This window comes from Mycobacterium sp. (assembly GCF_052143115.1).
GTDB lineage: Bacteria > Actinomycetota > Actinomycetes > Mycobacteriales > Mycobacteriaceae > Mycobacterium.
Genome location: NZ_JBKQTQ010000061.1, coordinates 1 through 12017 on the forward strand (window position 1 = coordinate 1; position 12017 = coordinate 12017).

Annotated in this window: 9 protein-coding genes, 1 tRNA gene and 1 pseudogene; 5 read left to right on the forward strand and 6 right to left on the reverse strand. The window is 65.0% G+C overall.

Going from position 1 to position 12017, the window contains the following annotated elements; genetic code table 11:
* The first annotated feature begins 60 nt into the window (after positions 1-60).
* The 3 genes and pseudogenes from ACLQI9_RS06850 to ACLQI9_RS06860 all read left to right on the forward strand — a co-directional run.
* Positions 61-720 (forward strand): amino acid-binding protein, encoded by a 660-nt coding sequence (locus ACLQI9_RS06850; RefSeq protein WP_442381785.1) that lies wholly within the window; start codon positions 61-63, stop codon positions 718-720.
* Positions 721-793: 73 nt separating this feature from the next.
* Positions 794-1303 (forward strand): hypothetical protein, encoded by a 510-nt coding sequence (locus tag ACLQI9_RS06855; protein WP_442391380.1) that lies wholly within the window; start codon positions 794-796, stop codon positions 1301-1303.
* Positions 1304-2029: 726 nt separating this feature from the next.
* Positions 2030-2752, forward strand: a pseudogene (locus ACLQI9_RS06860) (YoaK family protein); the annotation flags it as partial.
* A gap of 61 nt (positions 2753-2813) precedes the next feature.
* Here the strand turns inward: ACLQI9_RS06860 and ligA are convergent.
* Entirely contained in the window at positions 2814-4898 is a 2085-nt protein-coding gene (gene ligA, locus ACLQI9_RS06865) for an NAD-dependent DNA ligase LigA (RefSeq protein ID WP_442381784.1), read from the reverse strand.
* 43 nt (positions 4899-4941) lie between these two features.
* A complete protein-coding gene (locus tag ACLQI9_RS06870; protein ID WP_442391358.1) occupies positions 4942-5955 on the reverse strand; it encodes a methionine synthase in 1014 nt (337 codons plus the stop codon).
* A 262-nt stretch (positions 5956-6217) separates the two neighbouring features.
* Between ACLQI9_RS06870 and ACLQI9_RS06875 the strand changes: the two genes are divergently transcribed.
* Positions 6218-7105 (forward strand): trypsin-like peptidase domain-containing protein, encoded by an 888-nt coding sequence (locus ACLQI9_RS06875; RefSeq protein ID WP_442381780.1) that lies wholly within the window; start codon positions 6218-6220, stop codon positions 7103-7105.
* A gap of 473 nt (positions 7106-7578) precedes the next feature.
* Here ACLQI9_RS06875 and ACLQI9_RS06880 read toward each other — a convergent pair.
* The 3 genes from ACLQI9_RS06880 to ACLQI9_RS06890 form a co-directional block, all read right to left on the reverse strand.
* Positions 7579-7644: transfer RNA gene (locus tag ACLQI9_RS06880), tRNA-Val, on the reverse strand.
* A 55-nt stretch (positions 7645-7699) separates the two neighbouring features.
* Complete coding sequence (locus tag ACLQI9_RS06885) at positions 7700-8530, reverse strand: hypothetical protein (RefSeq protein ID WP_442381778.1); 831 nt, start codon at positions 8528-8530, stop codon at positions 7700-7702.
* A 99-nt stretch (positions 8531-8629) separates the two neighbouring features.
* Positions 8630-8818: a hypothetical protein gene (locus ACLQI9_RS06890; protein ID WP_442391360.1), complete on the reverse strand. Its 189-nt coding sequence runs from the start codon at positions 8816-8818 to the stop codon at positions 8630-8632.
* A 480-nt stretch (positions 8819-9298) separates the two neighbouring features.
* Here ACLQI9_RS06890 and ACLQI9_RS06895 point away from each other — a divergent pair, with 480 nt between their 5' ends.
* Positions 9299-9934, forward strand: a complete 636-nt coding sequence (locus tag ACLQI9_RS06895) for a sensor domain-containing protein (protein WP_442381774.1) — start codon at positions 9299-9301, stop codon at positions 9932-9934.
* Between the two features lie 155 nt (positions 9935-10089).
* Here ACLQI9_RS06895 and ACLQI9_RS06900 read toward each other — a convergent pair whose 3' ends face one another.
* A complete protein-coding gene (locus ACLQI9_RS06900) occupies positions 10090-11859 on the reverse strand; it encodes an IS1634 family transposase (protein WP_442391362.1) in 1770 nt (589 codons plus the stop codon).
* Positions 11860-12017: the final 158 nt, after the last annotated feature.

A 12017-nucleotide genomic window follows, 5' to 3' on the forward strand; every position in this document is an offset into this window, starting at 1 on the left:
GTGGCGCCCGCCTGCCGCCGTCGAAATGCCGCCGCCGCCTGGCTGTGCGACAGTGTGCGCGTGTCTTCCTATCTGCTGCGAGTTCAGCTTGCCGACCGGCCGGGCAGCCTCGGCTCGCTGGCCGTGGCCTTGGGGTCGGTAGGGGCCGACATCTTGTCGCTGGACGTCGTGGAACGCGGGTCCGGCTACGCGATCGACGATCTTGTGGTCGAGCTACCGCCGCGGGCCATGCCGGACACGCTGATCACGGCAGCCGAAGCGCTCAATGGGGTGCGGGTGGACAGCCTGCGACCGCACACCGGGCTGCTGGACGCGCACCGAGAGCTGGCGCTGATCGACCACGTCGCCGCAGAGGGCGACACAACGGCCAAGCTGAAGGTGCTCGTCGACGAAGCCCCCCAAGTGCTCCGGGTGAGCTGGTGTGCGGTGCTGCGCAGTTCCGACGACGGGATCCAGCCTGTGGTGGGCAGCCCGGGCGCGCCGGAAACCGGACTGAACGCCGTCCCGTGGATGCCTATCACGCGCGCCACTGCGCTGGACGCCACCGGCGACTGGGTACCGCAGGTATGGCGCGAGCTGGACACCACCCTGGTCGCCGCGCCGCTGGGCGCGCCCGACACCGCGGTCATGCTGGGACGGCCTGGCGGTCCGGCATTCCGGCCGTCAGAGGTGGCACGGCTGGGCTACCTGGCCGGGATCGTCGGGACCCTGCTGCACTGAGCACGCCGATAAACGCCGATGAACGGGGTATTGCTCAAGTGTGAGCCTGCTGTCCGATGCCCAGATCGCTGCGATGTCCCCGGCCGAGCGCCGTCAACTGATACGACGGCTTGAGCGACCCCTGTCCGAGCTGATGCCGGTCGCCGTGGCGCGCCGGATCCGGTGGGGCTGGCTGGGGATCATGATCGGCGGGACGCTGGTGCTGATCCCCTGGACCGTGTACCTCGCCTTCGAACTGCCCGACGACTACGTGGTGCACGACTGGACGGCGACCTGGGTCGGCTTCGACCTGCTGCTGATTGCCCTGATGACCGCAACCGTCGTCTTCGGCATGTTGCGCCGACAGGTGATGCTGCTGACCGCGTTCGCAACCGGCGTGTTGCTGATCTGCGACGCCTGGTTCGACGTGCTCACCGCCGGACCCAACGACTTCCGCGTGTCGGAGCTGACCGCGGCACTGGGAGACTTGCCGCTGGCGGCCGTACTCATCACCGGCGCCCTGCGACTGTTCCGATTCACCGCGATCCGCATATGGCTGCTCGAGCCGAGCACCCCGCTGTGGCGGCTGCCACTGCTGCTCTGATCCGAGTTCCGTATGAGGTTGATATGTATGGCGATGCGGCTGTCCAGATGCGCTGTTAGAGTTGGCGCACTGTGACTTTCAGCAAACGATCGAGAACGGACCAGCTGGGCTGCGTCACGTGCGTGACGGTCGCCATCTGCGTTCTGGTCAGCGTAATCGGTTGTGGGCTAGCGCGATTCGAGCTCTCAGCCTCGGATCAACCTTCCGCAACGCTGCTGGCATCGAGCGTTGACGATATCGACCGCGCAGACCTCAAACACGATTCGTTATCCACAGCTCCTAAGCCGTTGGACGCCATCGCGCCACACCAACGCGCTGTACCTCAGCGGTTGCGCACTTTGACGATGTGGCGATGGTGGTACCGGCCAGCAGCTTGGCATGCCTTTCAGCACAGGTTCGGCGTCCCCGACGCGTTCGGTCTCGACGTATCTCGCACGGGCCGAAAGCTTTTGACACAGCTCTGTATCTCGCTCTGCTGATCAGCCATGCGCCCAGCCGTCGCGCAGCTGCTATGTGACGACGGGCGTTGAAGACTCTCCCGCGCTGATCCGCATCCGCGCGGCAGATCACGAGCGCCATGCCCACCCACGGATCGGTGTGCGCTGATCCGCGTCGGCATGCGTCGAAACGACGCGTCTCATACACCTGCGTTGCCGCGAATCAGCACACCAGCGCGCTCTGCCGGCGGGTGCCGCATAGCTCATCGAACGAATTCGAAGGAAACAAATGACTTTGAGTACCGCAGTAGTCGACGAAGAGACCTTCCTTGACGATCCCGAGCTTTTCGGACGTGAGGCGCGACTGTCGTGGGTGCTGGCCGGTCTGGCCGGCCTGCTCGGCGCCACCGCCTTCACCCAATCCGCGGGATACTTCCTGACTTTCATGACTGGCAACAGCGAGCGTGCGGTACTGGGCTTCTTCCGCGACGAGTCCTGGTTGTCGATAACAGCGACGTCACTGCTGGCGGCATTCGTCGGTGGCGTCGTGATCGCGTCGCTGTGCCGGAGGCATATCTGGGTAGCTCATCCCCACGGTCCCACCGTGCTGACCACGTTTTGCCTGCTGACGGCCGTCGCAGTCGATGCGCTCGCGGGTGGATGGTCGGCCGACCACGTTTCCTTCGTGCCAATTCTTTTCGTTGCCTTCGGCATTGGCGCCTTGAACACTTCCTTCGTCAGAGATGGTGAGGTATCGATCCCGCTGAGCTACGTGACGGGGACACTGGTGAAGCTAGGCCAAGGCATCGAACGCCACCTCAGCGGCGGGGTCGCCGCGGCGTGGCTGGGTTACTTTCTGCTGTACGTCAGCTTCCTGGTCGGAGCCACGATCGGCGGCTGCATCAGTCTGGTCGTCAACGGGTCCGCGATGCTGGCGGTCGCCGCTGCCGTGTCTGCACTGACGACCGGGCACACCTACTGCCACGCCGATCGCCGTGTGCTGCTGGAAGCCTCGGGTAGACCTGATCCGCGGCCGATCACGGCCGCGGATCACCCTGCGCAGGCGACCCTGATTACTCGTCTGGTTCGCTGTCGGAAAACCCCTGGGCCAACAGCTTTCGGAATCCGTCCTCGTCGAGGACGGGCACGCCGAGTTCGACGGCCTTGTCGTATTTCGATCCGGGGGAATCGCCGGCGACGACATAGGCGGTCTTCTTCGACACCGACCCGGCGGCTTTGCCGCCACGCGCCACAATGGCCTCCTTGGCGTCATCGCGGGAAAAGCCGGTCAACGAGCCGGTCACCACGATCGTCAATCCCGCCAGCGTGCGGGGCACGCTGGCGTCACGCTCGTCGGCCATCCGCACGCCGGCCGATCGCCACTTATCGACGATGGCCCGATGCCAGTCCACGGTGAACCACTCGGTCACCGCTGCGGCGATGATCGGGCCGACACCCTCGACCGCGGCCAGCTGCTCGGTCGAGGCCGACGTGATCGCATCCAGGCTGCCGAACTCGGTCGCCAGCGCGCGGGCAGCGGTCGGCCCGACGTGGCGAATCGACAATGCCACCAGCACCCGCCACAGCGGTTGCTTCTTGGCCGTGTTCAGGTTGACCAGCAGGCGCTTGCCGTTGGCAGACAGCGCGCCGCTTTTGGTGGTGAACAACTCGGTGCGCAACAAGTCGTCTTCGGTGAGGCCGAACAGATCACCCTCGTCGCCGATCACGTGAGCTTTCAGCAGTGCGATGGCCGCCTCGTAGCCCAGGCCTTCGATGTCGAAAGCACCACGACCGGCGACGTGAAACACCCGCTCACGCAATTGCGCCGGGCAGGACTGCGCGTTGGGGCAACGGATGTCGGCATCGCCCTCCTTCGCCGGAGCGAGCGGGGTTCCGCATTCGGGACACGTTGTGGGCATGACGAATTCGCGTTCGGAGCCGTCGCGCAAGTCGACGACGGGACCCAAGACTTCGGGGATCACGTCGCCGGCCTTGCGGATCACCACCGTGTCGCCGATCAACACTCCCTTGCGCTTGACCTCGGCAGCGTTGTGCAAGGTGGCCAGCCCCACCGTCGATCCGGCAACGGTAACCGGCGTCATGAACGCGAACGGTGTGACCCGCCCGGTGCGACCGACATTCACCCGGATGTCGAGCAGCTTGGTCTGCACCTCCTGCGGCGGATACTTGTAGGCGATCGCCCACCGCGGTGCCCGCGACGTGGAACCCAGCCTGCGCTGCAGCGATACATCGTCGATTTTGACGACGACGCCGTCGATTTCGTGAGCCACGTCATGGCGATGCTCGCCCCAGTAGGCGATGCGTTCCAGGGCGCCGGCAGCGTTTTCCACCCGCCTGGTGTGTTCGGAGACGGGCAGGCCCCAGGCATCCAGCGCCAGATAGGCGTCGTGCAGGGTGGGCGGCCGAAATCCCTCGATGTGTCCCAAGCCGTGGCAGATCATCCGCAGCTTGCGGCGAGCGGTGACGGCGGGATCCTTCTGCCGCAGCGATCCCGCCGCACTGTTGCGTGGGTTGGCGAACGGCGCCTTGCCGTCTTCGACCAATGCGGCGTTGAGCGCTTCGAAATCGGCGACCCGGAAGAACACTTCACCCCGTACCTCGAGCACGTCGGGTACCGGATAGTCGTCGCTGGCGATGAGCCGCTCGGGGACGTCGTCAATCGTGCGCGCGTTGAGCGTGACGTCCTCGCCGGTGCGGCCGTCGCCACGAGTTGCGGCCCGGACCAGCCGTCCGTCGCGGTAGACCAAAGCCAATGCGACACCGTCGATCTTGAGCTCGCACAGAAATGGGACATCGTTACCGACCTCGGCGTGGATGCGCGCCGCCCACACGTCGAATTCCTCGGTGCTGAACACATTGTCCAGGGACAGCATCCGCTCCAAGTGCTCGGCCGAGGTGAAATCGGTGGCGAAGCCGGCGCCGCCGACGAGCTGAGTCGGTGAGTCGGGCGTGCGCAGCTCGGGATGCTCCTCCTCGAGTGCGGCCAGCCGACGCAGCAAGCGGTCAAAGTCGGCGTCGGAAATGATCGGCGCGTCGCGCAAGTAGTAGCGGAACTGGTGTTCGCGCACCTCGTCGGCCAGTTCGCGCCAAAGACGGCGCACCTCGGGGGCGACGGGATCAGCCTCTGCTGAGATCACGTTGGCAGGCTATCGGAGGACGCCGACGAAAAGACCGGCGCGCTTAGATCGCGTCGGGGTCGTCGGCGAAGGCCTCCGCGGCCCGCCGGGCGAGCCCGATGGCGGCGCGCGCCCACTGCGGCGTCGCCAAGGCGAGGCCGCACGCCGGCGTGACGCCGATACGGTCGCGCAGCGCCGAGCGGCCGAAGCCGAGCCCGTCGGTGACCGCCACGACGGCGGCCGCGACCTCCTCCGCCGAGGGACGCCGCGCCGGGGTGCTGGACGAGACGACGCCGAGGATGACGGCGCGGCCCGATTCGACGAATTCCGCGATCGAGTCCAGATCGGCGGCGTCAAGTGTCGACACGTCGACAGAAACTGCTGCAACATTGCTGCGCTGCATTACTTTCCACGGTAACGCCGTGGCGCAGCTGTGCACTGACACCTCAGCGCCCGCGGCGGCCACGCAAGTGTCCAACACGGTGGTGGCCAGCGTCTCGTCGATCGGGGCCACCGGGCTCAGCGTGGTCACTCCGGTCAGCCGGCCGGCCACCGCCGCCGGCAGCAACGGCTCGTCGAATTGCACCATCACGGGCGTGTCGAGTCGACGGGACACCGACGCACGATGGGCGGCGACACCTTCGGCCAGTGAGGCGGCGATGTCGTGCACGGCCCCGAGATCGGTGATAGCCCGGTGACCGTTGGCCAATTCCAGCTCGGCGGCCAGGGTGATCGGCCCGGGCGCCTGGATCTTGACCGGCTGCCCATTGCCGCGCAAACCCGCGATCTCCCACGCCTCTTCCAGCGCGTCGATGTCTTCGTCGAGCAGGCTGACCGCCCGACGGGTCACCGCGCCGGGCCGGGCCGCCACCCGATAGCCACGCGGCACCGTGTCAATGGCCACGTCGATCAGCAGCGCACCGGCGCGCCCCACCAGGTCGGCGCCCACTCCCCTGGCGGGCAACTCGACGATGTGGGCCATCGCGGCGCCCAGTTCACCGACCACGACCTCGGCCGCTTGCCGCGCAGCGGTGCCGGGCCACGACCCGGTGCCGCTGGCGGTTGCGAAAACGCTCACCGGCCAACCGTATTCGACCGGGGGTGATGCAACCGACCGGGCCTGGTAATCCCTAGGTCGCACGTTCGAGTCGTGCCGAGGGCACGGTTTCTGGCCAGGTAGGCGGGCCGGTAACCTGCCGGCCGGTCCCGCTCGGTCGTTCGCCCCGGCATTACCCCGGCGGGCGGGTTGCAACCGCAAAACACAATATCTTGTGGTACACCTGGTTGTCACCCACTAGGTGTAGTGTTGTCGCCGAAGAAAGAACCGAGGTGTTAAGCGCATGAAGACGATTGCAAGCCAGAGCAATATGAAGGTCGATACGCTCGCGAAGCATGTGCTGTTCTGCACCATTCGCATCACAAACAACAAGAAGAACGGAAAGGTGGAGGTCGGGACCGGTTTTCTCTTCAACGCCTCCGAATCACCACTTGACCCCGCAGGTACGGCAGTGCCGCTGTTGGTCTCCAACAAGCACGTTTTCGCCGACGCTGCTGTGCTGCGCCTCGACTTCTTGCTCGCGAATGCGGATAACTCTGGACCTGAACTCGGGCAAGTGCATGGGCAGCTTAACGTCGGGCCCGCGGCCACTGATGTGATTGGTCACCCCGACCCCAAGGTTGACGTCGCCGTAAAACCGCTGGGTGACTCGATTCAGTTGATCCTCGACGAGAAACAGAAGCCGTACCTTCCGATGCTCAACTGGGGCCATATCCCCTCAGATGCGACGGTCGAAAACCTCGATGTGCTTGAGGAATTGGTTTTTATCGGCTACCCGAACGGGTGGGCTGATCCTGTCCACCACACGCCAATCATGCGGAATGCCATAACTGCGACGCCCGTTGCAATTCCGTTTGGCGGAGAGCCAACATTCCTGCTGGATGGCTCCGTTTTCGGCGGAAGCAGCGGCAGCCCGGTATTCATCCTCGACCGGGGATCTTGGACGGGACATGAAGGCCTGATGTTGGGCGACCGGATCCACCTCGTTGGCGTCGTCGGCTCGACCTTGGTACGGAATTCCCAAGTTCCGCTTCAGGCGGCCGCGGCACCGTTCATCCAGCTCTCTCAGGAGCTCAATCTGGGCGTCGCCTACTCCTACAAGGCGATCACCGCGACGATCAACCATTTCCTCTCAACTCAGGGCCTAGCGACCGGCACCGGCACGAGCTGACGCCTAAACCCGCTGCTACCCAACCAAACTGACCACGTTCGTCGACAGGGCGGTCGGTCGCGGCGGCTCCGCCAGCGTGTTGGCCGCAGTCCACGAGTGGACCCGCCGCGCAGTGGTGTGGGCATCCCGCGTCAGCACCCACGGCCGCGCGGTGAGGTTTGCGGCTACCCAGGCGACAAGATTGCTGACTGACCCAGCCCGCCACCCGCGACCCCGAACGCATTCCTACGGCAAAACGCGGATGCGCGGCAGCGGACCCCGAGTCGGGCCGGGGGGAGGTGTCTGGATGGTGCCCCGTCCCTCGCCCCGGTGGCTCCAACCGGAAGGAACGAAAACGATGGCCACCAAGAAGCAGGCCGCAGCCCGCGCGAGGCTCGCGAAGTCAACCCGTGCGAACGCCAACACCAAAGCCGGTCGCGCCGCGAAGCGCACTGTGGCGACGCCCCAAAGAAGAGGCGCCGCCGGTGAAAGTGTGGGCTGGACCGGATTCGAACCGGCAACCTCTCCTTCGTCGATGGAGCGCTCGGTCCCTTTGAGCTAGCAGGACTCAAGTTGAGCATGGACCGGGTCGGGCGCTCTGAGTCACCCCCGCGGCTAGGACGCCTTGGGCGTTCCGTCCTCGGCGGCCTTTACTTTCCCTTGCACGACGGCCATCAACTCGGGATCCTCGTGGACCGGCTTCCACTTACTAAGGTCAAGCTCGCTCAGATCGGTCGGCATCGGCGCGCCACCCAACGGCACGCAATAGGCCTGAGTTGGTTGGTCGATTTCGCAGTCGGCAACCACTTGTTGGGTGAACGCCGCCTTGTCGAGCTCAAGCAGCCCCTCGCTGACCAAGTGGTCGATGAAGGCATAGGTGTACTGCAAGCACGCCCCGATGCGCGAGTAGACACCCACAGCCGCCTTGTATCGCTCGTTCAGGCTCATGTCCTTCCCGACTGCTGACTGAATCGGCTGTGTATGGAGCGCATCAGAATTCAGCCACAAGTCGGCCAACTGAACATCCGAGAGCTGGCCGCTGTCGGTCATCACATAGTAGGCCTGCGCGGCTACCTGGGAGCCTTCGACGACCTCTGACCAATAGTCGCGGAGGGTTTGCATATCCACAAGATCCGTCAGCGTTTCCTCGCTCAGCAGCTTTTCGAGCGCGTCCAGCACCACCGCCCAGTAGACGGATTCCTTGCGCATGACAAACGGCCGCAGCCTTGCAGCGAACGACTCGAATTGCTCTTCGAGCGGCAGCTTCATCTGTAGTCGGTGCTTGGCCTCGCCCGTCACGTGGTTCCACTCCACGTGGACCGTGATGGTGCCCTGGGCCGCTTTACTCAGAAGGTCAAGATGGTCGCGCACGAGAGAATGCGCCAGCACCCTTCGGGCGCGCACAACGAACCGCTGAACACGGTCGCGAGGATCGAGAGCTGGCATGCCTCCAGCCTATGACCGCCCACCGACATCTCCCGGGCGTGTCGCCAAGCGTGTATCACCCAGACTCGTCACCGTGCGGGTGGTGCCCCCGGCTAGTTACTACGCGGTGTCGTTGATGCCAGTCAAATGTGACGCGCACCGGTTTTCGCACCACATCAGGTTCGGCATCGGGCTTTCGTGACCGACCCAGCCGCCGTCGTTCCACTGGGCCTGGACCTTGATCCGGCCCTTGCAGTTTTTGTAGCTTTTGAACGGGTGTGTGTATTCCGGCCCGTATTGGATAGCCATCGGGTGCCTCCCTTCAGAGGTCGTCAGCAAACTTGAATTCAACGCTAGATCGCTGCCACGGCGGCCACCAAAAAGACACGCCCGGTTGTGGACAACTATTCTGCACCCCGGCTCACCCCGGCGTCACCCCGGCGACTGGGGGCGTTCTGACGCCGAAGCGAAGCCCTACTGCGTTCGTAACGGCAATGCCGAAAATAGCTGTCTAGTAGGCAGTATTGGACGAGTGGCACACTCGTGACCGCTAGTCGCGGAAGCGGTGGCCACAGACTTCTAATCCCGAGGTCGCAGCTTGAGTCCGGATGGGTGGCCGGCCAGAGGTGGTATTTAGCTTCGTTAAATAAGGCGGTGATCGGTTATGTCCACAACGCCGCAGCCCAGCAGGGCAGCGACCTGATTTTTCTGTCACCTCGCGCCGCGACTACGCTCGACTGCAGGAAACAGGCCAAAGACCTGGAAAAACCGGGAAAAACGATGTCACGGATGGCGGTAGCGGTACGCCCGCTGGCGCTGTGTGGCGCGGCGCTGCTGGCCACGGCATGCACCCGCGTGGTGGGCGGCGCCGCGGTACCGGGATTCGGCGCCGAACCCAATCTTTCCGGGGTCGACGTCGATCGCGTCCTGCTCGATCAGTCCCGCATGCGCGCGATCACCGGCGCCGACGAGCACCTCACGATTATCCCGTCGATGGACGGCAAGTCCCCGGTCGACGTTGACACGCTCGCGAAGGCCGCGCCGCCGCAATGCCGGTTCGTCTACGAGGACACCGCCACCTTCGGGCCCGACATCGAAGAGTTCCACAAGACCACTTTCCAATATCCGCCTCGCGGCGGGCTGATCTCCGAGGGCGCCGCCGCCTACCGCGATGCCAATACCGCGCGTCATGCGTTCGACGCCCTGGTGGCAACCGTCCGCGACTGCGCCAACACCTCGGCCGGCGAGGGATACGTCGGTCCCTGGATCGCCGACGAACGGTCGCTGCAGACTCGCCCCGGCGACTGCGGACGTGATTACGAAGTCAAGTCAGTGGTGCTGATCGAAGTCACCTACTGCGGATTCCCGGAGTCGGTGTCGACGATCGTGATCACCAACATCGCCGCCAACGTCCCGTCGCGTTAGGCCGTCGCGGTGGGCCCGAGGTCAGACCGCCTCGGACGCAAGGCGTAGATACGGACGGGTTGCGATTTCCCTTTAACCCGAAGTTACGGTGTCATGGGTAGTGAATTGTTGTTTTGCCCTGGGGTTTTGCCGGTTTGGTGGGTTGGGGGTTCTGGCTACGCGGCGCTGAGAGGGATGGCGGTGCCGATGAGGTCGAAGGCGCGGCGTTGCTCGGGGGTGGGTTCGGCGAGTGTGGGCACTTCGGTGTTGGTGCCGTGGTAGCGGATTTGGTTGCGGGTGAGGGTGGCCAGGTGGTCGAGCAGGCCCCGGAAGCTGCGTAGCGGGTTGCCCTCGGGGGTTTGGTGTCGGGAGGCTTTGGCCTGGGCGCCGGCGGAGCGTTGCGCGGGGGCGACGGGGTTGTCCCGGCTGGGTGGGTGTTCGTCGGTGAAGGTCAGCGGCGCCCAGGCGTGGCGGAGGTGCCAGGTCAGGTAGCAGGCGAGTAGGCAGATCAGCACGTGGGCTTTGACCCGTTCGGTGAGCCGGTGGTGGATGGGGCGCAGGTCCAGGTCGTCGGTTTTGATGCTGCGGAAGTCGCGTTCGATGTGGGCCAGGTTCTTGTAGCCGGTTACCACCCCGGCGGCATCCAGGTCGGTGGCCGGCACGCTGGTGCGCAGCACGTAGATGCCGTCGAGGGCGGCTTCGGCGTCGATGCCGGCCTGGTCACGGTGGTAGCTGAAGCTGGTGTCGGTGATGGTGCGGTGAAAGTGCTTGCCCACCTTGTATTTACCGGCCACTTTGCCGACGGCTTCACCGATCCGGCCGGCCCCGTGCAGGGTGCCGCGATCGACTCGTTCGGCGATGGCCGCCAGCAGGGTCTCGGTGGCGGCCAGCAGCTCGCCGCGTTTGCGGGCCCGTTCGGCGGCCAGGGCGGGGTTGCGGCAGGCGATCAACCGTTCGCCCGGGTAGTCGGGGTGGGTGATCTCGGCTAGGTCCTGGGTGTCGAACAGGCTCATCTGTAGCGGCCCGTCGTCGGCGGCGAGTTTGGCGATAGCGGGGGCGCGCAGCGCGGTGATCCACCCGAAACCGGCTCCGGCGTCGTTGAGGTCACCCAGCGCGTCGATGCGCGCGGCGGTGATCATGCCGCGATCGCCCACCAGCACCAGGTTGGTGATTGCGAACTTGGCCCGGATCACCTCGACGATGTCGGTGAACGCGGTCGGGTCGGCGGTGTTGCCCGCAAAGACCCGCACCGCCACCGGGCGCCCGGCCGGGTCGGTGAGGATGCCGTATTCGATTTGCGGCAGCCCTTTTTTGCCGTCGCGGGAGTAGCCGCGCGCGGCCAGCTCACAGCATCGGCCGGTCACCCAGGAGCTGGTCAGATCGAACAACGCCATCCGCGACGGATTCATCTCGGGCCCAAGGTGTTTGGCAGCCAGGCGCTTCTCGATCGGGTCTTGCCGGTCGGCCAGCCAGTCCATCGCCGCATACAGCTCATCGGTGGATGCGCCGGTGATGTCTAGGTCGGCGCCCAAGGTGGTGTCGGCCCACCAGGCCAGCGTGGACAGCTTCGAGATGGGCCGCACCACCCGCGAGATGATCAACCCCAGCGCCAGATCCCGCGACCGGCACGGCGGGCCCAGCAGCGCCGGGAAACCTAACGCGCGGGCCATCGCCGCCACCGCGGCCACATGCCCGTGCGGCAGTGCACGGGTGATGGTGCACACCGATGCGGCGGGCACCAACGCCTGGCCCTTCAGCGCCGCCTGCACCGTGGCGATCACCTCGGTGGGCAGTTTGGACAGGTTGGCCAGGGTTTCGTGGCGCACCTTCTTGCCGTCCCGATAGGTACGGCGCACCAACACCGACTCGTAGCGGCGCACCTTGCCCGCCTTGTCCACATATGTGCTCGGAGTCCGGGCTACATGCATCGACACTGGCTTCGCCATACATGAATATTACAAGACGAACTCAGCTATGACAGTCAACAACATGCCTAAATTGATGGCTACATATACAGGTCATAAACCGACAACAATCCAAGCTCAAACCCAGATTCTGCCTATCTCACCGGCAGTAACTTCGGTTTAACTGAACTGCAGGACGC

What these genes read in the sequence shown, in the direction of transcription:
- ACLQI9_RS06855 (WP_442391380.1), top strand. Translation starts at nt 794, where the DNA reads ATGTCCCCGGCCGAGCGCCGTCAACTGATACGACGGCTTGAGCGACCC.
- ACLQI9_RS06875 (WP_442381780.1), top strand. Translation starts at nt 6,218, where the DNA reads ATGAAGACGATTGCAAGCCAGAGCAATATGAAGGTCGATACGCTCGCG.
- ACLQI9_RS06885 (WP_442381778.1), bottom strand. Translation starts at nt 8,530, where the DNA reads ATGCCAGCTCTCGATCCTCGCGACCGTGTTCAGCGGTTCGTTGTGCGC.
- ACLQI9_RS06890 (WP_442391360.1), bottom strand. Translation starts at nt 8,818, where the DNA reads ATGGCTATCCAATACGGGCCGGAATACACACACCCGTTCAAAAGCTAC.
- ACLQI9_RS06895 (WP_442381774.1), top strand. Translation starts at nt 9,299, where the DNA reads ATGGCGGTAGCGGTACGCCCGCTGGCGCTGTGTGGCGCGGCGCTGCTG.
- ACLQI9_RS06900 (WP_442391362.1), bottom strand. Translation starts at nt 11,859, where the DNA reads ATGGCGAAGCCAGTGTCGATGCATGTAGCCCGGACTCCGAGCACATAT.